The organism is Bacillus sp. 41-22, from assembly GCF_025809295.1.
GTDB classification, from domain to species: Bacteria; Bacillota; Bacilli; order Bacillales; family Bacillaceae_G; genus Bacillus_A; species Bacillus_A mycoides.
Window position 1 is genome coordinate 57,928 of record NZ_CP084035.1, and the last position, 22,073, is coordinate 80,000.

Consider the following 22,073-nt stretch of genomic DNA (forward strand, 5'->3'; position numbering starts at 1 on the left):
CAGTAGAAAGTGAGGCAGCATTAGAATGAAAGCAACTGGAATCGTACGTCGAATTGATGATTTAGGCAGGGTAGTAATTCCGAAGGAAATTCGTAGAACTTTACGTATTCGTGAGGGAGATCCACTAGAAATATTTGTTGATCGCGATGGAGAAGTGATTTTGAAAAAATATTCTCCAATTAGTGAACTAGGTAATTTTGCAAAGGAATATACGGAAGCTTTATACGATAGCTTAGGACATAATGTGCTTGTATGCGATCGTGATTCTATTATCGCAGTAGCAGGCGCATCTAAAAAAGAATACTTAAATAAAAGTGTTGGCGATTTAATTGAGAAGACAATGGAAGAGCGTAAGTCTGTAATTATGACAGATGAAAGCGAAATTTCAATTATTGATGGAGTAACAGAAAAAGTGAGCTCTTATACAATTGGCTCGATTATTGCAAATGGAGATCCAATCGGAGCTGTCGTTATCTTCTCTAAAGAGGCTATTATAAGTGAAGTAGAGCATAAATCAGTAAATACAGCTGCAAGCTTTTTAGCGAAACAAATGGAGCAGTAGCGAAGTGTAATTTCTATAAGTAGCAATCTTTCCTAATTATGATATTTCTATTTGAGAAATTAACTATTTGGAGATATAAGTATATTGAACGAAGGTAGCGCTTTGCTACCTTTTTTCATTGAATATTTTTGCTGTTGAAAGAAGTCAGTGAATGTAAGGAATATGAAGGAGAGCCAGTTTTTCTTTGTGATATAATACGAGGGGTGAGAATAGAAAAAGGAGTTTTCTTGTATGGAAGCGAAGAAGTACCAAGCCTTTTGGCGTGGGGCTATTATATTAACAATCGCAAGTTTTGTTACGAAGGTATTAAGCGCTTTTTACCGTATTCCATATCAAAATATAGCGGGTGATGTTGGTTTTTATATTTACCAACAAATTTATCCGTTTTATGGATTTTGTTTGATTTTAGCTACTTATGGGTTTCCCATTATTATTTCAAAAATGGTCGCAGAAAGATTAGAACGAGGAAAACAAAAAGAAGCAGAAGAAATTATTTGTGTATCTTTTTGGTTTTTATTAGGAATTGGATTTATAGGATTTTTCACATTATTCTTTGGGGCCGAAACAATTGCATCGGCTATGGGCGATATACATTTAGATAAATTATTACGTGTTATTTCGTTTTCATTCCTACTAATGCCATTTTTATCTGTAGCGAGAGGATATTTTCAAGGTTTCAATAATATGATGCCGACGGCTGTTTCGCAAGTAATTGAACAAACGATTCGTGTTTCTATTATTGTATTTTTATCACTATTCCTTATTGCTCATGGATTTGATTTATATACAGTTGGTGCGGGTGCCATGCTAGGTTCAATTGCAGGCGGGCTTATTGGGATTATCGTACTTTTACTTTATATGCGTCATGATTTCCATGCTATTTTCTTCAAAAGATGGAAGGGAATTAGAAATAAAAAAGGGATTGTTCGAATCCTTTTTTGGCAGGGATTAGCGATTTGTGTTAGTAATTTAGTCCTTATTTTTATACAAATGGCGGATTCTATTTCCTTGTATACTTTGCTTATTCGTGCGGGAGAGCAAGTTGAAAATGCAAAGGTACTAAAAGGTGTTTATGATAGAAGTATCCCGCTTATGCAATTAGGTACTGTTGTGACAACTTCTTTCTCATTGTCACTTATTCCTATTATTACAGCGGCGAAAGAAAGAGGAGATCTTTCATTTATTCAAGAAAAGGTAAAGTTAGCAATGAAAATAACATTTGTTATTGGATCTGCAGCTGCTATTGGATTAACTTGTATTATTCAACCTACAAATATTATGTTGTTTGAAAATAGTGATGGATCAGATGTGTTATCGATTTTATCTTTATCTATTTTATTTAGTTCATTGTCAATTACAACTGCTTCCATTTTGCAAGGAGTGGGACAAACATTAAAACCAGCAATATTCGTTGTATTTGGAGGTTGTTTGAAGTTAGTTTTAAACTATATATTAATGCCGTATTTTGGTGTAAAGGGAGCTGCAATTGCAACTTTAGTTGCGCTTATTGTAATTGCCTTGCTAAATAGTGTGTTACTTATGCGAGCTGTATCGGAGCCGCTTATTGATAGGCGGAATATGTTAGGTGTAGCTATTAGTGGTATCGGTATGGGGTTTGTATTAATAATCTTTATGCGTATGTTACGAATGTCCGGATTAGTAATTGATACAGGACATAGAGGAATTGCGACGCTTGAAGCGCTGTTAGGTGTAGCTATCGGTGGATTAGCATATATGTTTTTAATTTTAAAATTACGTGTATTTACAAAAGAAGAATTAGGAAACGTTATGAAACAAGAGAAAAAAGAAGGTTCATTGAAGAAGAGTGGATAGAGGTGACTGGTTGTGAGTGGAATCATTACTATTTTAGGATTAGGTGCTGGTGAGTTAGATCAGTTAACAATGGGTGTATATCGAAAGATAAAAGAAGCAGACCATATGTTTGTTAGAACGAAGGAGCACCCAGTTATAGAAGAATTGGAGAAAGAAGCTATAAAGTATACGGCCTTTGATAATGTATATGAGGCACATGATACATTTGAAATCGTATATGAAACAATTGCGAATACATTGCTAGAACAAGCTAAAGGCGCAGAAATTATTTATGCTGTTCCAGGTCATCCGCTTGTAGCAGAAAGAACAGTTCAGCTACTTTTGGAAAAAGGAGAAGCAGCAAATATTGAAGTGCGAATTGAAGGTGGACAAAGTTTCCTTGATCCGATGTTCGCAAGTCTAAAAATTGATCCGATTGAAGGGTTCCAATTAATTGATGCTACATCATTTGAAAGAGGACAATTAGAATTACGTCAACATTTAATCTTTTGCCAGGTGTATGATGCATTCGTTGCTTCAGATGTGAAGCTAACGTTAATGGAGATTTTGCCAGATGATTACGAAGTGTATATCGTAACAGCTGCAGGGACTTCATTCGAGCAAGTGAAAAAGGTATCGTTATACATGTTAGATCACGAAACAGAATTAAATAATTTAACGAGTGTGTATGTACCGCCAGTTAAGGAACGTGCGTCCTTATATCAGCAATTTGATGTGCTTAGAGCAATTATTGCTGATCTTCGTGGACCGAATGGTTGCCCATGGGATAAAAAGCAAACTCATCAATCCTTAAAGAAATACTTAATTGAAGAAGCGTATGAAGTGCTAGAAGCAATTGATGAAGAGGATGATGATCATTTAGTAGAAGAACTAGGTGATATATTATTACAAGTTATGCTTCATGCCCAAATTGGAGAGGATGAAGGTTGGTTCTCTATAGATGATATTATTCGGACTTTAGCTGAGAAAATGGTTCGTCGTCATCCGCATGTGTTTGGGGATACGGATGTAAATAATGCTGATGAAGTGATTGCAAATTGGGAAGAAATTAAAAAACAAGAAAAGGGATTCGTGAAAGAATCTGTTTTAGCGGGTATTCCAAAAAGCTTGCCACAACTAATGCGTGCTTATGAAATTCAGAAGAAAGCTGGAAAGGTTGGATTTGATTGGGTTGATGTGCAGCCGATGATAGAGAAGGCCTTAGAAGAATGGCAAGAATTCCAACAAGAAGTTGTAAACATGGATGAGAAAAAGATGCTAGGTGAATTTGGTGATTTACTATTTGCATTTGTGAATATAGCTCGTCATTATAAATTAGATCCAGAAGAAGCGCTACGTTCAACTAATGAGAAATTTATGGATCGCTTTTTATACATGGAAGCAAAAGTAGCTGAAATGAATAAGGAAATGCAAGATTTATCATTAGAACAGTTAGATATTTTATGGGAAGAGGCAAAACAAACAGAGCGTTAATAGGGGGATTTGATATGCGTCTAGATAAATTTTTGAAAGTATCACGTTTAATTAAAAGAAGAACATTAGCAAAAGAAGTGTCTGACCAAGGAAGAATTTCGATTAATGGCCAAGTGGCAAAAGCGAGTTCAGATGTGAAGGTAGAGGATGAATTAACAATTCGTTTCGGGCAAAAAATAGTAACTGTGAAAGTAAATGAATTGAAAGAAACAACTAAAAAAGAAGATGCAGCAAACATGTATAGTCTCGTTCGTGAGGAAAAGGTGAAAGCGGAAGAAGGCTTGTTCTAAAATAGGTTAGCCCTTCATACATTACTATTAGCTAGTATAAAGCTATGGGGGGATTTTCGTGAATAATGGTTACTCACCTATGTCTTCTAATCAACAAAATGTTTCGGTAGAGCATGATATTATTATGCGTGGCAGGCGTGTAATTGATATTACCGGTGTAAAGCAGGTAGAGAGTTTTGATAGCGAAGAGTTTTTACTCGAGACTGTAATGGGTTTTTTAACAATTCGTGGTCAAAATTTGCAAATGAAGAATTTAGATGTAGAAAAGGGTATTGTATCAATTAAAGGGAAAGTTCATGAAATGCTGTATATTGATGAGAACCAAGGGGAGAAAACTAAAGGCTTCTTTAGTAAGCTATTTAAATGAGCCTAACAATTCAGTTGTATACAATGCTTTCGATGATTGGAATGGGTGCTTGGATTGGTGCTTCTTTAGATACATACCAACGGTTTTTAAAGCGCCAAGAGCGTAAACGTTGGCTTGTATTTATACATGATATACTATTTTGGATTGTCCAAGCATTATTCGTTTTTTATGTATTACTGCGTGTAAATGAAGCCGAACTACGTATATATGTATTTTTGGCGTTACTATGTGGTTTTGCAGCATATCAAAGCTTATTGAAAGCACTATACATGAAGATGTTAAATTTTCTCATCTATATTTTTGTACAAACAACACAATTTTTTGTTCGAATTATACAGCTACTCATGATAAAACCTGTTATTATTATAGCACAGCTATTTATTGCATTTATATTATTCTTATTTCGTATACTGCTTTCAATTGGACATGTGTTATGGAAAATGGTGATTTGGATATTACTTTTCATATGGAAAGTTTTTTTCTCGCCTGTTCGGTTTATTGCTTCGCTCATATGGAAACTTCTCCCTAATCGTGTTAAACTTTTTATAATGAAGCATGTAGGGTTCCTGCAATATGTAGCAAAATTGAAGGGACATATCTTCCAATTATGGGTGCGTATAAAAAAGAAGTTAGGGGGACCTCGGAAATGAGGGAACTAAGACAAAGAACAATCGACAAACAGAGTCCAAATCCTGTTAAAGAACATATAATACAAACGGATGAGAACAGGAAGCGACTTTATCGCCGTTTAGCGGTTTTTCTTGTCTTTGCTTTTACAATTATTGCTAGTATTAGTGTGACGTTTTATCAACAAAACAGTTCCATTAAAGCAAAAGAAGCAAAAGTTAAGGACATGAAAAAAGAACTGGATTCATTAACGAAAAAAGAAAAGAATCTAAAAGATGAAGTTCAAAAGTTGAATGATGAAGAGTACGTTTTAAAGATTGCTAGAAGGGATTATTTCTTCTCCGGAAAAGGGGAGATAATTTTTCCTGTTTCTAAGTAGAGTATGTCTTATTGACACTGTATTTTAGGATTATATATAATAAAGTAAAATTTGACTTTTTAACCACTAAGGAGGAGCATTTTTTTTATGTCAATCGAGGTAGGCAGCAAGTTACAGGGTAAAGTAACAGGTATTACAAATTTTGGGGCTTTTGTGGAGCTGCCAGAAGGCTTAACAGGTCTTGTTCATATTAGTGAAGTTGCTGATAATTATGTGAAAGATATTAACGATCACTTAAAAGTAGGCGACCAAGTAGAAGTAAAAGTTATCAATGTTGAAAAAGATGGCAAAATTGGCCTATCTATTAAGAAAGCGAAAGAACGTGAAAAAACAGAAGGAGATCGTCCACGCGGTGAATACCAACGTGGTGGTGATCAACAACGTTCTGGACGTCCACAACGTAATAATCGTTCTTCCAACAGAGATAACCGCGGTGGCGGTAACGAACGAGCTCCAAAAGAAACATTTGAGCAAAAGATGGCACGCTTTTTAAAAGATAGTGAAGATCGTTTAACTTCTTTAAAGCGTAACACAGAATCTAAACGTGGTGGCCGTGGCGCACGTCGCGGATAATAAGTCCGTTTAATTCTTAACATATAGAGAGGTACCCAGAGTAATTACTCGGGTACTTTTTTATGTGAGAGAATATATTTTTAAAAAAGTTTTTGAGATGTATTGACTTTAAAATATATCTGATGTAATATACTAATTGTCCGTTAAATACGACGACATGGCGGTGTAGCTCAGCTGGCTAGAGCGTACGGTTCATACCCGTGAGGTCGGGGGTTCGATCCCCTCCGCCGCTATATTTAATTTAACGGCCCGTTGGTCAAGTGGTTAAGACACCGCCCTTTCACGGCGGTAACACGGGTTCGAATCCCGTACGGGTCATCTAAAAAGATCATGCAAATTTGCATGGTCTTTTTTTGTTAAATATAAATTAAGACGTACAATACTTCTACAAAATCACCCTATATTTTCTGAACATTCTTTCAACTCACTTTAAATAAATTAAATACTATGTATATATGTAGATTTATTTCGAATAAAAAGTCGAACGATTATAAAAGTCAAAACTGTTGTTTTGACAAAAAAACCAATAATCATCTTTTATAATAACAGTAATTAAACTATGCAGGTGGTGTTAAAAATATGCCTAAAGCAGGAAGGAATACTATGAATACAAGTGCATTGGCGATGAATGAAAGTCAGCTTGGAACAATAAAGTGGACGAGTAAGTTGCGAATGAAGTTTGAAAAAGTTTTCTTTAGATGGGGATTCATTATTGCTGTTATTGGTTTTCTTTTGGGACGAGCATATATATTAACAAACATTTTACCGTTTGCATTGCCGTTTTTTGCTGCTGTTTATGTTATGAAGCGAGATAAAATGCCGCTCGCGTTCTTAGCCCTAATGGGGGGAGCACTTTCAGTTTCAATAGATAATTTATTTTTTACTTTTGCATCTATCTTTACCTTCTTTATTTATAATATCTTCTTTAGTCGGTTTACACGTAAAACTGTTGGACTTGTACCATTCCAAGTATTTATCTCCGCATTAACCGCACATTTAGTTGTTGTATATTTTGCACAGCAAACCGTCACCATGTATGATCTGCTCGTCAGTACGATCGAAGCGGGGCTTAGCTTCGTATTAACGATGATATTTTTACAAAGTGTTCCGCTTTTAGTGGAAAGGAAAGGGAAGCAACAAGCGTTAGAAACAGAAGAAATTGTTTGTTTAATTATATTACTAGCATCTGTTTTAACGGGCACAACGGATTGGTTTGTTTATGATGCTTCTATTCAACATATTTTCACTAGATATTTAGTATTAGTATTTGCCTTTATTGCAGGGGCAGCTACAGGGTCCACGGTAGGAGTTGTCACTGGGTTAATATTAAGTTTAGCAAATGTGGCGAGCTTGTCTCAACTTAGTCTCCTTGCCTTTTCAGGATTGCTTGGGGGATTGTTAAAAGAAGGGAAGCGTATAGGAGTTAGTTTAGGTTTATTAATTGGTACAAGCTTAATTACATTATATGTAGACAAGCAAACAAGTATTGTAACAACTTTAATTGAATCTGGTGTAGCGATTGTTTTCTTCTTATTAACACCGAAGCTTGTTATGGATCGTATTGCTAAATTTATGCCGGGTACACAGGAACATTCACAGGACCAACAACAATATTTAAGAAGAGTGCGCGATGTTACAGCAAACAAAATCAATCAATTTGCTAATGTATTTGCTGCTTTGTCTAATAGCTTTTCTGTATACGGGTATGTGGAGGAGGAAGATAAAGAAACAGAAGCTGATTTATTTTTAAGTACAATTACTGCAAAAACATGTCAAACATGTTTTAAGAAGGATCAATGTTGGGTAGTTAATTTTGATAAAACATACGATTATATGAAACAAATAATGAGTGAAACAGAAGAAGGAACGCTGCAGCATAATCGGAAGTTAGTTCGTGAATGGGACAAGCATTGTGTGAGAGGGAAGAAAGTAACGGATTTAGTAGCGGGTGAATTAGATCACTTCTATGAGGGGCAGAAATTAAGAAAACAAATGAAGGAAAATCGTAGAATTGTAGCGGAGCAATTACTAGGTGTATCAAAAGTGATGGAGGATTTCGCTAAGGAGATACAACGAGAAAGAGAGAACCATCAAGCGCAGGAGGAGCAAATTTTACAAGCGTTTCGTGATTTTGGTGTCGAAGTGGAGCATGTTGATATTTATTGTTTAGATAGAGGAAGTATTGATATTGAAATGTTGATTCCGGCTGCATCTAATGAACATGGGGAATGTGAGAAGTTGGTTGCTCCAATGCTTTCAGATATTTTAAAAGAGAATATCGTCGTTAAGCATGAAGAGAAATCCTCATATCCAAATGGGCACAGTTTAATATCATTTGGTTCAGCGAAGACATATTCTCTTGATACAGGATTGGCCACAGCTGCAAAAGGTGGTGGGTTTATTTCAGGTGATTCCTACGCGATGATGGATTTGAGCGTTGGTAAATATGCACTTGCGATTAGTGATGGTATGGGAAATGGACAAAGGGCTCATATGGAGAGTAGGGAAACGGTAAAATTATTACAAAAGATACTTCAATCAGGTATTGATGAAGAAATAGCGATTAAGTCCATCAATTCGATTCTTTCTTTAAGGACGACAGAGGAGATGTATACAACGCTTGACTTGGCTATGGTAGATTTGCGGGATGCGAGTGCGAAGTTTTTAAAGATTGGATCGACGCCGAGTTTTGTTAAACGCGGAAATAATATTTTGAAAATTGAGGCAAGTAATTTGCCGATGGGAATCATTGAAGATGTTGAAGTTGATGTGGTTGGTGAGCAATTAAAAACGGGTGATCTTCTTATCATGATGAGTGACGGCATCTTTGAGGGAGCGCAACATGTGGAGAATCACGAATTATGGATAAAACGTAAAATTAAAGAACTACAAACAGAGGACCCACAGGAAATCGCTGATATTATTATGGAAGAAGTAATTCGCTCTGGTGATGGTTATATAAATGATGATATGACTATTGTGGTGGCGAAAGTAAAGAAAAATATGCCGAAGTGGGCTACGATTCCAATAGTAGGAATGCAGGCGCAATAAAATAATCAAAAAACCTAGGTAGATGCCTAGGTTTTTTTGATTAAAAAGGTAATGTTATTACTTTGTTAAATATACAGGAGGGATGTAAGATAAAAATATGGATTTTGTACATCTTTTTTTTGCACAATGTTTGTAAAAGTTGTACCATTATATACAAGGTAACTAATGTTGTTGTTCTTGTTTAATGAAAGGTGATTGCGAAGTTGAAAGATGCATTTGTTGAAAAAGTAGATGACTTTGTAAAGCAGCATGATGTATTAAAGAAACATTCAACAATTGTTGTAGGGGTTTCTGGTGGTCCTGACTCTTTGGCTCTTTTATATTATTTGTTAGAAAAAAGGGCAGAAAAACAGCTAGAAATTGTAGTAGCACATGTGGACCATATGTTTAGAGGTAATGAATCTTATGAGGATTTACAGTTTGTACAGGGTCTTTGCAAAGAGCTAGGAGTTATTTGTGAAACGCTAAGGATTAATGTGTCGCAATATCAACAGCAATATGGAATGAATGCACAAGTTGCAGCTAGAGAATGCAGATATGCATTTTTGGAAAGAATAATGAAGAAATATGATGCGAGATATGTAGCTCTTGGTCACCATGGAGATGATCAAGTAGAGACGATTTTAATGCGCCTTGTACGAGGGAGTACTCCGAAAGGATACGCAGGAATTGCAGTGAAGCGATCTTTTCATAATGGATATTTAATTAGGCCGTTACTTGGGGTAACTAAGGAAGAAATTGTTGATTACTGTAATAAATTAAAAGTTATTCCGCGTATAGATCCGAGTAATAAAAAAGAAGTATATACAAGGAATCGATTACGTAAATATGTCCTTCCTTATTTGAAAGAAGAAAATCCACAAATGCATGAGAAATTCCAAAAATTTAGCGTGCAGATGCAAGAGGATGAGGCTTATTTGCAGGAATTAGCTTTTGAGAAAATGAATAAAGTAATTACAAAAAAAAGCGATAAACAAATTAGCTTATCAATTCCTGCCTTTGAATCCATGTCTATGCCTTTACAAAGAAGAGGGATTCAACTAATATTAAACTATCTTTATGAATATAAGATTCCATCTTCGCTTTCTTCTATACATATTGACAAGGTGATTGAATTTTTTAAGCGGGCACAACCTTCAGGTTCACTAGATTTTCCAGGTGGTTTGAAAATTGTTCGCACATACGAAGAATGTGGTTTTGGATTTAAACAAGAAATTGTTTCTCCTTTTTCGCAAGATTTATCAGTACCTGGGACAATTATATTGCCGAATGGGGATAAACTTGTAACAGAGGTGAGCGAAGATATACCGAGTAACATGAATGAAACAGTATTTGTTGCTAAGTATAATGATATATCGTATCCACTTCGTATTCGGTCTAGGGAAAATGGAGATCGCATGTCAATGCAAGGTATGGATGGTACAAAAAAGATAAAAGCTGTTTTTATCGAAGCGAAAGTACCAAAAGAAAAAAGAGAAGAATGGCCGATCGTTTGTGACGCAAGTGGAAATATTATTTGGGTACCCTTGTTGAAACGATCTGCGTTTGCTACTTCGAAAGAGCTAGCAAAGAAGGGTAAATACATGATTATTCACTACAAAAGCAAGGAGTCTTCCGGGAGGATAATGAAATGATGAATCAAGATATCGAAAAAGTATTAATTTCTGAAGAACAAATACAAGAAAAGGTGCACGAACTAGGTGCAGTTATTGCAGAGGATTACAAAAATACAGTACCTCTTGCGATTGGTGTACTAAAGGGTGCAATGCCATTTATGGCAGATTTATTAAAGAGAACAGATACATATCTTGAAATGGATTTTATGGCTGTATCTAGCTACGGTCACTCTACAGTTTCGACAGGCGAAGTAAAAATCTTAAAAGATCTTGATACTTCGGTAGAAGGTCGCGATATTTTAATCGTTGAAGATATTATTGATAGCGGTCTTACACTAAGCTATTTAGTGGATCTGTTTAAATATCGTAAAGCGAAATCTGTAAAAATTGTTACTTTATTAGATAAGCCAACAGGCCGTAAGGTTGATCTGAAAGCAGATTATGTTGGATTTACTGTTCCTCATGAATTTGTTGTAGGATATGGATTAGATTATAAAGAGCAGTACCGTAATCTTCCTTATGTAGGAGTATTAAAACCAAGTGTTTACTCAAATTAATTAAATATAGGCGTTACAATTGTATAGGAAATTTTTTTTATGTTACGATTTACTATAGTGTTTATGCCGTGAGAGGAGGTTAGGAATGAATCGTATCTTCCGTAATACCATCTTTTATTTACTGATATTCTTAGTAGTAATTGGAATCGTGAGCTATTTTAATGGTTCGACGCAAAAAACGACATCAGTTAGCTACGATAAATTCATTACTCAACTTGAAAAAGGTGAAGTGCGTAATGTGCAGCTTCAACCGAAAAATGGTGTGTTTGAGGTAAAGGGACAATTCAAGACTTCTAGCCAAGGAGAACAATTTGTTACTTATGCACCAAATACTGAGGAATTACAAAAGAAAATTAATGATAAAGCGCAAGGGGCTGAAGTTAAGTATCAACCAGCAGAAGAAACAAGTGCTTGGGTAACGTTCTTTACTTCTATCATTCCGTTTGTCATTATCTTCATTTTATTCTTCTTCTTATTAAACCAAGCTCAGGGCGGCGGTAGCCGTGTTATGAACTTCGGGAAAAGTAAGGCGAAGCTATACAATGATGAAAAGAAAAAAATTCGTTTCAGAGATGTTGCTGGAGCGGATGAAGAGAAACAAGAACTTGTTGAGGTAGTTGAATTCTTGAAAGACCCTCGTAAGTTCGCTGAAGTTGGTGCCCGTATTCCGAAGGGTGTTCTATTAGTGGGACCTCCAGGTACAGGTAAAACTTTACTAGCACGTGCTGTTGCAGGTGAAGCAGGCGTTCCGTTCTTCTCTATTAGTGGTTCTGACTTCGTAGAGATGTTCGTCGGTGTCGGTGCATCCCGTGTACGTGATTTATTTGAAAATGCAAAGAAAAATGCTCCTTGTATCATTTTCATTGATGAAATTGATGCAGTAGGACGTCAACGTGGCGCGGGTCTTGGCGGTGGTCATGATGAGCGTGAACAAACGTTGAACCAATTGCTTGTTGAAATGGATGGATTCGGTGCAAACGAAGGTATTATTATCATCGCTGCGACAAACCGTCCTGATATTCTTGATCCAGCGTTATTACGTCCAGGTCGTTTTGACCGTCAAATTACAGTAGATCGTCCAGATGTAAATGGTCGTGAAGCTGTACTTAAGGTACACGCTCGTAATAAACCGCTTGATGAGAATGTCAACTTAAGAGCAATTGCAACTCGTACACCAGGATTCTCTGGTGCCGATCTTGAAAACTTATTAAACGAAGCTGCTTTAGTAGCTGCGCGTCAAGATAAGAAGAAAATTGATATGAGTGACATCGATGAAGCGACGGATCGTGTTATTGCAGGTCCAGCTAAGAAAAGTCGCGTTATCTCTGAAAAAGAACGTAATATCGTTGCATTCCATGAGGCTGGCCATACTGTAATTGGTGTTGTTCTTGATGAAGCAGATATCGTTCATAAAGTAACAATTGTCCCTCGTGGTCAAGCTGGTGGATATGCGGTAATGCTTCCGAAGGAAGATCGTTACTTCATGACAAAACCAGAGTTACTTGATAAAATCACTGGTTTACTTGGTGGTCGAGTAGCTGAGGAGATTGTATTTGGTGAAGCAAGTACAGGTGCTCACAACGACTTCCAACGTGCGACTGGTATTGCAAGACGTATGGTTACAGAATTCGGGATGAGTGATAAGCTTGGACCGATGCAATTTGGTAGCTCACAAGGTGGTCAGGTATTCTTAGGAAGAGACTTCCATTCAGAACAAAACTACAGTGATGCAATCGCGCATGAAATTGATGTGGAAATGCAAATAATTATTAAAGACTGTTATGCTCGCGCGAAACAAATTCTTACTGAAAAACGAGATAAGCTTGATATTATCGCAAAAACGTTACTTGAAGTAGAAACATTAGATGCAGAGCAAATTAATCATTTATATGATTATGGCAGATTACCTGAGCGTCCAACATCTTCAGATGATGTGAAAGTAAACATCAATATGAAGAAAGACGATGAAGATACAGAAGATAAGTAAGAAAAAAAGGAGTGACAATAGTCACTCCTTTTTTTGTGGAATGAATTTAAGTGGCAAAAAAAATTGAATGAAACTATTATTAAAAATTGAAATAGAGAGTAATCTTTTTGTACAATGATGAGTATAGAAAAACTGATTATATAAGTATGTGTGATATGATGTTTTTGTAAGTTTTATACATACTGCGCAAATATAGATTAAATAAGATAAGTGGTGAGAATATGATTTTTGTATTGGATGTAGGGAACACAAATGCGGTACTAGGTGTGTTTGAAGAGGGGGAACTTCGTCAGCATTGGCGCATGGAAACAGATCGTCATAAAACAGAAGATGAGTATGGGATGCTTGTAAAGCAGTTACTTGAGCATGAAGGTCTTTCTTTTGAAGATGTGAAAGGTATTATTGTGTCTTCAGTCGTACCGCCAATTATGTTCGCTTTAGAGCGTATGTGTGAAAAGTATTTTAAAATTAAACCGCTTGTAGTGGGGCCTGGGATAAAAACTGGCTTGAATATTAAATATGAAAATCCACGTGAAGTAGGCGCGGACCGAATTGTAAATGCAGTAGCAGGAATCCACTTATATGGAAGTCCGCTTATTATTGTTGATTTTGGTACGGCTACTACATATTGTTATATTAACGAAGAGAAGCATTATATGGGTGGCGTCATTACGCCGGGAATTATGATTTCGGCAGAGGCTTTATATAGCAGGGCAGCAAAGCTTCCTCGTATTGAAATTACAAAACCGGGTAGTGTTATCGGGAAGAATACAGTAAGTGCAATGCAATCAGGTATTCTTTATGGATACGTTGGACAAGTGGAAGGTATTGTTAAGCGTATGAAGGAAGAAGCTAAGCAAGAACCGAAAGTTATTGCAACAGGTGGATTAGCAAAATTAATTTCAGAAGAATCAAATGTAATTGATATTGTAGATCCGTTTTTAACGTTAAAAGGTTTGTATATGTTATATGAGCGTAATGCAAATTTACAACATGAGAAGGGTGAATAAATAAGTATGAAAGATTATTTAGTAAAAGCGTTAGCGTTTAATGGAGAGGTTCGTGCTTATAGTGTACGTACAACAAATACAGTAAGTGAGGCGCAAAAGCGTCATGATACATGGAGAACAGCTTCAGCGGCACTTGGTCGTTCTTTAACTGCGGGTACAATGATGGGTGCTATGTTAAAAGGCGAGCAGAAGTTAACGATTAAAGTAGAGGGTAACGGCCCGATTGGTCCTATCTTAGTCGATGCTCATGCAAATGGGGATGTACGTGGTTATGTAACGAATCCGCATGTTGATTTTGAAGGAACGGAACAAGGGAAATTACGTGTATATCAAGCGGTAGGTACAGAAGGATTTGTAACGGTAATTAAAGATATCGGTATGCGTGAACCGTTTATTGGTCAATCTCCCATTGTTTCAGGAGAACTAGGGGAAGATTTCACATATTATTTCGCGGTTTCTGAGCAGACGCCTTCTTCTGTAGGTGTTGGTGTTCTTGTAAATGGAGATGATAGCGTATTAGCGGCGGGTGGATTCATTCTTCAAATTATGCCAGGTGCGCAGGAAGAAACAATTTCATTTATTGAAGAGCGTCTTCAACAAATCCCGCCAGTATCACAATTAATCGAACAAGGTCTTTCTCCAGAAGAATTACTGTATGAAGTGCTTGGAGAAGATAAAGTGAAAGTGCTAGAAACAATGGATGTTCAATTTAATTGTACATGTTCACGTGAGCGTATTGAAAGTGTGCTAATTAGTTTAGGTAAAGCGGAGTTAGAACAAATTCGTGCAGAAGAAGAAGAAGAGACGGAAGTTCACTGTCACTTCTGTAATGAACGACATAAATTCGCTAAAGAAGATATTACAAGTCTAATTGAGAAGCTGTAATAAAGAAGTTTAGGTGGAGAATCAGCCGCCCAAATAGATTGACAAACAGGGAATTTTCTGACAAAATCTAAATATAGATAAAACCAATAAAAATACTCGGTGTTAGGAGTGACAGGAATGCGAGTGGCACAATCAGTTTCAGAATTAATCGGGAAAACGCCGATCGTTAAGTTGAACCGCATCGTAGAATCAGACAGCGCAGATGTATATTTAAAATTAGAATTTATGAATCCGGGGAGCAGTGTTAAAGATCGTATCGCGTTAGCTATGATTGAAGATGCTGAAAATAAAGGATTATTAAAAGAGGGCGATACAATCATTGAGCCGACAAGTGGTAACACAGGTATTGGCTTAGCGATGGTAGCAGCTGCTAAAGGATATAAGGCAATTTTAGTAATGCCAGAAACAATGAGTATTGAGCGTCGTAATTTATTACGCGCTTACGGTGCTGAATTAGTATTGACTCCAGGACCTGAAGGAATGGGCGGAGCAATTCGAAAGGCAACTGAATTAGCAGAAGAACATGGGTACTTTATACCACAACAGTTCCAAAATCAAGCGAATCCAGAAATCCATCGTATAACAACAGGTCCAGAAATTGTTGAACAGATGGGGGATCAATTAGATGCTTTTATCGCAGGTATTGGTACAGGTGGAACAATTACAGGTGCCGGTGAAGTGCTGAAAGAGGCTTATAAAGATATCAAAATTTACGCGGTAGAACCTGCGGATTCACCAGTATTATCTGGTGGAAAGCCAGGACCACATAAGATCCAAGGAATTGGAGCGGGGTTTGTTCCGGAGACATTGGATGTAGAGGTATATGATGAAATTATTCAAGTGAAAACGGAGCAAGCGTTCGAATATGCGAGAAGAGTGGCTAAAGAAGAAGGTATTTTAGTTGGTATCTCTTCGGGAGCAGTCGTTTATGCAGCGACAGAAGTTGCGAAGAAATTAGGTAAAGGGAAAAAGGTACTTGTTATTATCCCAAGTAACGGTGAACGATATTTAAGTACACCACTTTATCAATTTGAGTCATAAGTGAATGTGATTTGAAAAGCATCCTTAAAAAAGGATGCTTTTTCTTTTTTGATTGGAAAAAGGAAAAGAGTGAATGACTAGAAAACTTCATGTAAAATAAGAAGTAGTATAATTAATTTATTTTCACTAGCCCTCAAGTATAGTCATTCTCTATATAAATAATTTTATGTAGTTTGATTTGATTGGCTTAAGAGGGTGGGATAACAGAAGACGGGGTGTTGATATGCAACGAAGAAAATCTTTAGCGCTTTCTATTCCATATCAGTTAGATTTCTTTAAGCAATATAAATTTCTTTCTCAGGATAAGCCGCAACATATTTTGTTAGAAAGTGGACGTGGTGGTCGTTATAATATTGTTGGGCTGGATCCAGTAGCGGTAATTCAGGGTAAGAATGAGACGTTACATATAAGTGAAAGTGGTAAGGAAACAATAAAGCGAGGGAATCCGTTAGATTTAATGCAAGCGTATATGGAGAAATGGAAAACGGATTATAATCCGGAGTACCCACCTTTTCAAGGTGGGGCAATTGGATACTTTAGTTATGATTGTATCCGTTATATTGAAAAACTTTCTTCTCTTGCGAAGGATGATATTAATATACCTGACATATTCTTTTTGTTATTTGATGACGTGTTTGTGTATGATCAACAGGAGAGAGTGTTATGGATTATTACGCATTATGTAGATGAGTGTGAAGAGGCAGAAGAACGATTAAATGAATGGAAGGGTCTTTGGATGAAAGAAGCCCCCGAAGTGACTATGCCGTTTGAATCTCCTGAAAAGAAAAATGAAGCAGTCGCTTTTACGGAAGAGGGCTTTATGAAGGCCGTTGAACGTATTCAAGAATATATTGGAGCGGGTGATGTGTTTCAAGTAAACTTGTCGACAAGACAAGAAAGAACATTACAAACACATCCACTAGAAATATATACAAGTCTTCGTGAAATTAATCCATCTCCATATATGGGTTACTTGGAGTTTGGAGATTTTCAAATTGTTAGTGCTTCGCCTGAATTGCTAATTAAAAAGCAAGGAAAAGAAGTGAGTACAAGACCGATTGCTGGTACGCGCTCTCGAGGAGCAAGTGAGCAAGAGGATGAAGAATTAGCGAAAGAATTAATTGAAAATGAAAAGGAAAGAGCAGAGCATGTAATGCTTGTGGATTTAGAACGAAATGACTTGGGCCGGGTTTGTAAATATGGCACTGTTGAAGTAGATGAATTTATGGTAATTGAAAAATACTCACACGTTATGCATATTGTTTCTAATGTGCGTGGTGAGGTGGAAGCAGATAAAGATGCTTTCGATTTGGTGAAGGCTGTATTTCCTGGTGGGACAATTACCGGTGCCCCGAAAATACGTACGATGGAAATCATTGAAGAATTAGAACCTGTTCGCCGAGGAATTTATACGGGTTCAATTGGTTGGATTGGTTATTCTGGAGATACGGAATTGAATATTGTAATCCGAACACTACTTGCTAAAGATGGACAAGCGCATGTGCAAGCTGGAGCGGGTATTGTAATTGATTCAAATCCAAAAGATGAATATAAAGAGTCGTTAAAAAAAGCAATCGCTTTATGGCGTGCAAAAGAAAGTAGCGAAGAAACGGTTAGGTGAGAGAAATGATATTAATGATTGATAATTATGATTCTTTTACATTTAATTTAGTGCAATTTCTTGGAGAACTTGGACAAGAGCTTGTTGTTAAGCGTAATGATGAAGTGACTATTTCGGATATTGAGAATATGAAACCAGATTTTTTAATGATTTCGCCAGGTCCATGTAGTCCTAATGAGGCGGGAATCAGTATGGAGGTTATTAAATATTTTGCAGGTAAGCTTCCGATTTTTGGGGTCTGTCTTGGACATCAATCAATTGCGCAAGTATTTGGAGGGGATGTTGTCAGGGCAGAGCGTTTGATGCATGGAAAAACATCTTTAATGCATCATGATGGGCAGACGATTTTTTCTGATATCCCAAATCCATTTACCGCGACACGTTATCACTCTCTTATCGTTAAAAAAGAGACGTTACCGAATTGTTTAGAGATAACATCTTGGACTGAAGAAGGTGAAATTATGGCGCTTCGTCATAAAACGTTGCCGATTGAAGGGGTGCAATTCCATCCGGAATCTATTATGACTTCTCATGGGAAAGAGTTGCTACAGAATTTCATTCGCAAATATAGCCCAAGTGTGACATCGTGTTAATTTACGTAAATGGCGCGTATGTAGAAGCGAGTGAAGCGAAAATTTCTCCTTATGACCACGGTTACCTATATGGACTTGGGGTTTTTGAGACATTTCGTATTTATAATGGTCATCCCTTTTTATTGGATGATCATTATGAACGCTTAATGGATGCGCTAGATATATTGCAAATCAAATGGACAATGACAAAAGATGAAGTGATGCTTATTTTAAAGAATCTACTTGTTAAGAATGGGTTAAAGCATGCATATGTGCGCTTAAATGTATCGGCGGGTATAGATGAAATAGGATTACAAACGGAAGTATATGAAGAACCGTCTGTTATTGTTTTTATAAAACCTTTAGCATCTCCAGGGAATGTAGTGGAAAAAGAAGGAGTTATTTTAAAGCAAGTGAGAAATACACCAGAGGGTGCATTTCGCTTGAAGTCCCATCATTATTTAAATAATATTTTAGGGAAACGCGAAATTGGAAATGTTGTGAATAAGGAAGGTATTTTTCTTACCGAAACAGGTTATGTTGCAGAGGGTATTGTTTCGAATCTCTTTTTTGTTAAAGGAGATATTTTATATACTCCTTCATTAGAAACAGGGATTTTAAACGGAATCACTCGTGCGTTTATTATAAAGGCTGCTGAAGAGCTAGATATAGAAGTAAAGGAAGGTTTCTTTACAAAAGATGAATTGCTTTCAGCGGATGAAGTGTTCGTAACGAACTCTATTCAAGAGATTGTCCCTCTTTATCGTATAGAGGAGAAAGATTTCCCGGGTAAAGTGGGAGTGGTTACAAAAAGACTTATGGATCTTTATGGAGTGCAGAGAGAGAGATTGTGGAGCAGAAATGAATTGCGAAGAGGAGATGTGTAGTTTGAAGTGGGATTATGATTTGCGCTGCGGCGAATATACATTGAACTTAAATGAAAAGACATTAATTATGGGGATTTTAAATGTAACGCCAGATTCATTTTCTGATGGTGGGAGTTACAACGAAGTAGATGCTGCGGTGCGACATGCGAAAGAAATGAAAAGTGAAGGTGCCCATATTATTGATATTGGCGGCGAATCTACCCGCCCGGGTTTCGCTAAAGTTTCAGTAGAAGAGGAAATAAAGCGAGTTGTTCCAATGATTCAGGCAGTGTCAAAAGAAGTAAAGCTACCTATTTCTATTGATACGTATAAAGCTGAGGTTGCGAAACAAGCGATTGAAGCTGGTGCTCATATTATTAATGATATTTGGGGAGCGAAGGTGGAACCGAGGATTGCTGAAGTTGCAGCCTATTATGATGTGCCCATTATCTTAATGCATAACCGAGATAATATGAATTACCGCAATTTAATGGCCGATATGATTGCTGATTTGTATGAAAGTATTAAAATTGCTAAAGATGCTGGTGTGCGAGATGAGAATATTATTTTAGACCCAGGTATCGGTTTTGCGAAAACACCTGAGCAAAATTTAGAAGCGATGCGCAATTTAGAACAGTTAAATGTACTGGGTTACCCAGTTCTCTTAGGTACTTCAAGAAAGTCCTTTATTGGCCATGTGTTAGATTTGCCAGTGGAGGAACGTCTTGAAGGAACGGGAGCTACCGTTTGTCTTGGTATTGAAAAGGGCTGTGAGTTTATCCGTGTTCATGATGTGAAAGAAATGGCGCGTATGGCTAAGATGATGGACGCGATGATTGGTAAGGGGGCAAAGTAATTGGATAAAATTTATATCCATGATATGGAGTTTTACGGTTATCATGGTGTATTCCCAGAAGAAAATAAATTGGGTCAGAGATTTAAAGTGGATTTAACGGTGGAGTTGGATTTAAAACGTGCAGGAGAAAGCGACGACTTAGAGTATTCTGTCAATTACGGGGAGCTTTTCGAACTATGTAGAAAAGTGGTTGAAGATAGAACGTATAAGCTTGTAGAGAGTATTGCTGAAAATATCGCTACAGATATATTGAAACAATATGAGAGTATTTCACAGTGTACAATTAAGGTAATTAAACCGGATCCGCCGATACCGGGACATTATCGTGCTGTAGCGGTAGAAATTACGAGAGAACGTCCATGAATAATATAGCGTACATTGCATTAGGTTCCAATATTGGGGAGCGTTATACTTATTTAACTGAAGCAATTCAGTTTTTAAATAAAAACCAGCATATCCAAGTTGATGATGTTTCGTCTGTATATGAAACTGATCCGGTTGGCTATACTGACCAAAATTGCTTTTTAAATTTAGTTATAAAAATTTCTACCAATTTATCACCGCAAGAATTATTGAAAGTAACACAAAAGGTAGAGAATGACCTAGGAAGAAAAAGGGAAATTAGATGGGGCCCGAGGACCATCGACCTTGACATTTTACTATATAATCAAGAAAATATTGAAGCAGAGAATCTGATTGTTCCGCATCCGCGGATGTTCGAAAGAGCTTTTGTTATCGTTCCGTTGTTAGAGATTAATCAAGATATAAAACAAAATATTTCACGTTCACAAGTAGAAGAAATGAAAAGGCGAGAGGGAGTAACGGTATGGAAGCAGAAAAATGGGGAAGACGCATTCGTGCTTTTCGAAAGCTAAAAGGCTATACGCAAGAAGGTTTTGCGAAAGAATTAGGGGTATCTGTATCGGTTTTAGGTGAAGTTGAGAGGGGCAATAGATCACCTTCCCAAGATTTTGTAGTAGAAGTCGCTAAAACATTAAACGTTTCAATAGACGAATTGATGCCAAAGTGACCGTAAAGGAAGGAGTAAGTCGGGTGTTAAAGATTGCAAATATTGAGATGAAAAATCCAGTTGTACTAGCACCGATGGCGGGAGTGTGTAACTCTGCATTCCGTTTGACGGTAAAAGAATTTGGTGCAGGTTTAGTTTGTGCTGAAATGGTAAGTGATAAGGCAATATTACTTAATAACAAAAGAACATTAGATATGTTATATATCGATGAGAGAGAAAAGCCATTAAGTTTACAAATTTTTGGTGGAGAGAAAGAAACTCTTGTAGATGCTGCGAAATACGTAGATAAATATACGACAGCAGACATTATTGATATTAATATGGGGTGCCCAGTACCGAAAATCACTAAGTGTGATGCAGGAGCAAAGTGGCTTTTAGACCCAAATAAAATATATGAGATGGTAGCGGCGGTTGTAGATGCTGTTGAAAAGCCAGTTACAGTTAAAATGCGTATTGGTTGGGATGAAGAACATATTTTCGCAATAGAAAATGCTAGAGCTGTTGAGCGTGCTGGTGGACAAGCGATAGCGGTTCATGGGCGTACACGAGTGCAAATGTATGAAGGTAAAGCGGATTGGAATATTATTAAACAAGTAAAGCAGGCTGTAAATATTCCGGTTATCGGAAATGGTGATGTCGAAACACCACAAGATGCAAAGCGTATGCTTGATGAAATTGGTGTAGATGGTGTTATGATTGGTCGCGCTGCTCTTGGAGATCCGTGGATGATTTATCGTACGGTAAAGTATTTAGAGACAGGTGAGTTAATGCCGGAACCAACAGTGCGTGAGAAAATTGATGTATGTATGTTGCATCTAGATCGTCTTATCGATTTAAAGAACGAAAATGTTGCCGTAAGAGAGATGAGAAAGCATGC

The 22,073-nt window shown here is 36.9% G+C and carries 23 protein-coding genes and 2 tRNA genes (1 of these 25 running past the window's edge); all 25 read left to right on the forward strand.

All coding sequences use genetic code 11. The features are described from left to right. Positions 1–25 precede the first annotated feature (25 nt). Positions 26–562, forward strand: coding sequence for a stage V sporulation protein T (gene spoVT / locus LCF45_RS00305; protein WP_002009670.1), 537 nt, complete (start codon positions 26–28; stop codon positions 560–562). 231 nt (positions 563–793) lie between these two features. Continuing rightward, on the forward strand, positions 794–2,395 hold the full coding sequence (locus LCF45_RS00310; RefSeq protein WP_002130218.1) for a putative polysaccharide biosynthesis protein: 1,602 nt from the start codon (positions 794–796) through the stop codon (positions 2,393–2,395). Between the two features lie 12 nt (positions 2,396–2,407). Next, a complete protein-coding gene (gene mazG / locus LCF45_RS00315; RefSeq protein WP_002009675.1) occupies positions 2,408–3,868 on the forward strand; it encodes a bifunctional methyltransferase/pyrophosphohydrolase YabN in 1,461 nt (486 codons plus the stop codon). A gap of 14 nt (positions 3,869–3,882) precedes the next feature. After that, on the forward strand, positions 3,883–4,158 hold the full coding sequence (locus LCF45_RS00320) for an RNA-binding S4 domain-containing protein (RefSeq protein ID WP_002009677.1): 276 nt from the start codon (positions 3,883–3,885) through the stop codon (positions 4,156–4,158). A gap of 79 nt (positions 4,159–4,237) precedes the next feature. Continuing rightward, complete coding sequence (yabP, locus tag LCF45_RS00325; protein WP_003186823.1) at positions 4,238–4,525, forward strand: sporulation protein YabP; 288 nt, start codon at positions 4,238–4,240, stop codon at positions 4,523–4,525. Next, positions 4,522–5,175 (forward strand): spore cortex biosynthesis protein YabQ, encoded by a 654-nt coding sequence (gene yabQ / locus LCF45_RS00330; RefSeq protein WP_002091573.1) that lies wholly within the window; start codon positions 4,522–4,524, stop codon positions 5,173–5,175. Before yabP ends, yabQ begins: the two co-directional genes overlap by 4 nt. Then, entirely contained in the window at positions 5,172–5,531 is a 360-nt protein-coding gene (gene divIC, locus LCF45_RS00335; protein ID WP_002091572.1) for a cell division protein DivIC, read from the forward strand. The genes yabQ and divIC overlap by 4 nt, the downstream gene beginning before the upstream one ends. A gap of 87 nt (positions 5,532–5,618) precedes the next feature. After that, positions 5,619–6,104 carry a S1 domain-containing RNA-binding protein gene (locus LCF45_RS00340; RefSeq protein WP_002009683.1) on the forward strand — a complete coding sequence of 162 codons (486 nt, stop codon included), beginning with the start codon at positions 5,619–5,621 and terminating at the stop codon, positions 6,102–6,104. Between the two features lie 159 nt (positions 6,105–6,263). Further along, positions 6,264–6,337, forward strand: a tRNA-Met gene (locus LCF45_RS00345). A 13-nt stretch (positions 6,338–6,350) separates the two neighbouring features. Next, positions 6,351–6,422, forward strand: a tRNA-Glu gene (locus tag LCF45_RS00350). A 261-nt stretch (positions 6,423–6,683) separates the two neighbouring features. Then, positions 6,684–9,155 (forward strand): stage II sporulation protein E, encoded by a 2,472-nt coding sequence (gene spoIIE / locus LCF45_RS00355; protein WP_002091571.1) that lies wholly within the window; start codon positions 6,684–6,686, stop codon positions 9,153–9,155. 203 nt (positions 9,156–9,358) lie between these two features. Continuing rightward, positions 9,359–10,789, forward strand: coding sequence for a tRNA lysidine(34) synthetase TilS (gene tilS, locus LCF45_RS00360; RefSeq protein ID WP_002107305.1), 1,431 nt, complete (start codon positions 9,359–9,361; stop codon positions 10,787–10,789). Beyond that, positions 10,786–11,328: a hypoxanthine phosphoribosyltransferase gene (hpt, locus tag LCF45_RS00365; protein ID WP_002124550.1), complete on the forward strand. Its 543-nt coding sequence runs from the start codon at positions 10,786–10,788 to the stop codon at positions 11,326–11,328. Before tilS ends, hpt begins: the two co-directional genes overlap by 4 nt. 85 nt (positions 11,329–11,413) lie before the next feature. Beyond that, a complete protein-coding gene (gene ftsH / locus LCF45_RS00370) occupies positions 11,414–13,315 on the forward strand; it encodes an ATP-dependent zinc metalloprotease FtsH (protein WP_002091565.1) in 1,902 nt (633 codons plus the stop codon). Positions 13,316–13,536: 221 nt separating this feature from the next. Beyond that, positions 13,537–14,325 (forward strand): type III pantothenate kinase, encoded by a 789-nt coding sequence (locus LCF45_RS00375; RefSeq protein ID WP_002009692.1) that lies wholly within the window; start codon positions 13,537–13,539, stop codon positions 14,323–14,325. A 6-nt stretch (positions 14,326–14,331) separates the two neighbouring features. Further along, positions 14,332–15,210, forward strand: coding sequence for a redox-regulated molecular chaperone HslO (hslO, locus tag LCF45_RS00380; RefSeq protein ID WP_263894408.1), 879 nt, complete (start codon positions 14,332–14,334; stop codon positions 15,208–15,210). A gap of 117 nt (positions 15,211–15,327) precedes the next feature. Continuing rightward, positions 15,328–16,251, forward strand: a complete 924-nt coding sequence (gene cysK, locus LCF45_RS00385; RefSeq protein ID WP_002130221.1) for a cysteine synthase A — start codon at positions 15,328–15,330, stop codon at positions 16,249–16,251. A gap of 223 nt (positions 16,252–16,474) precedes the next feature. After that, complete coding sequence (trpE, locus tag LCF45_RS00390; protein ID WP_002130223.1) at positions 16,475–17,872, forward strand: anthranilate synthase component I; 1,398 nt, start codon at positions 16,475–16,477, stop codon at positions 17,870–17,872. Positions 17,873–17,877: 5 nt separating this feature from the next. Beyond that, entirely contained in the window at positions 17,878–18,465 is a 588-nt protein-coding gene (gene pabA / locus LCF45_RS00395; protein ID WP_002130225.1) for an aminodeoxychorismate/anthranilate synthase component II, read from the forward strand. Then, the gene (pabC, locus tag LCF45_RS00400; protein ID WP_002130226.1) at positions 18,459–19,331 is read left to right on the forward strand and encodes an aminodeoxychorismate lyase; all 873 of its coding nucleotides are present in this window, start codon (positions 18,459–18,461) and stop codon (positions 19,329–19,331) included. Before pabA ends, pabC begins: the two co-directional genes overlap by 7 nt. Further along, the gene (folP, locus tag LCF45_RS00405) at positions 19,306–20,166 is read left to right on the forward strand and encodes a dihydropteroate synthase (RefSeq protein WP_002130227.1); all 861 of its coding nucleotides are present in this window, start codon (positions 19,306–19,308) and stop codon (positions 20,164–20,166) included. Before pabC ends, folP begins: the two co-directional genes overlap by 26 nt. Further along, the gene (folB, locus tag LCF45_RS00410; RefSeq protein WP_002130228.1) at positions 20,167–20,529 is read left to right on the forward strand and encodes a dihydroneopterin aldolase; all 363 of its coding nucleotides are present in this window, start codon (positions 20,167–20,169) and stop codon (positions 20,527–20,529) included. Then, a complete protein-coding gene (folK, locus tag LCF45_RS00415; protein ID WP_002130229.1) occupies positions 20,526–21,041 on the forward strand; it encodes a 2-amino-4-hydroxy-6-hydroxymethyldihydropteridine diphosphokinase in 516 nt (171 codons plus the stop codon). The genes folB and folK overlap by 4 nt, the downstream gene beginning before the upstream one ends. Beyond that, positions 20,993–21,196, forward strand: coding sequence for a helix-turn-helix domain-containing protein (locus tag LCF45_RS00420; protein WP_002009706.1), 204 nt, complete (start codon positions 20,993–20,995; stop codon positions 21,194–21,196). Before folK ends, LCF45_RS00420 begins: the two co-directional genes overlap by 49 nt. A gap of 23 nt (positions 21,197–21,219) precedes the next feature. Continuing rightward, positions 21,220–22,073, forward strand: partial view of a tRNA dihydrouridine synthase DusB gene (gene dusB / locus LCF45_RS00425; protein WP_002009708.1) — the 5' portion only. It continues 145 nt past the right edge of the window; only the first 854 of its 999 coding nucleotides appear in the window; the start codon lies at positions 21,220–21,222; its stop codon lies beyond the right edge, outside the window.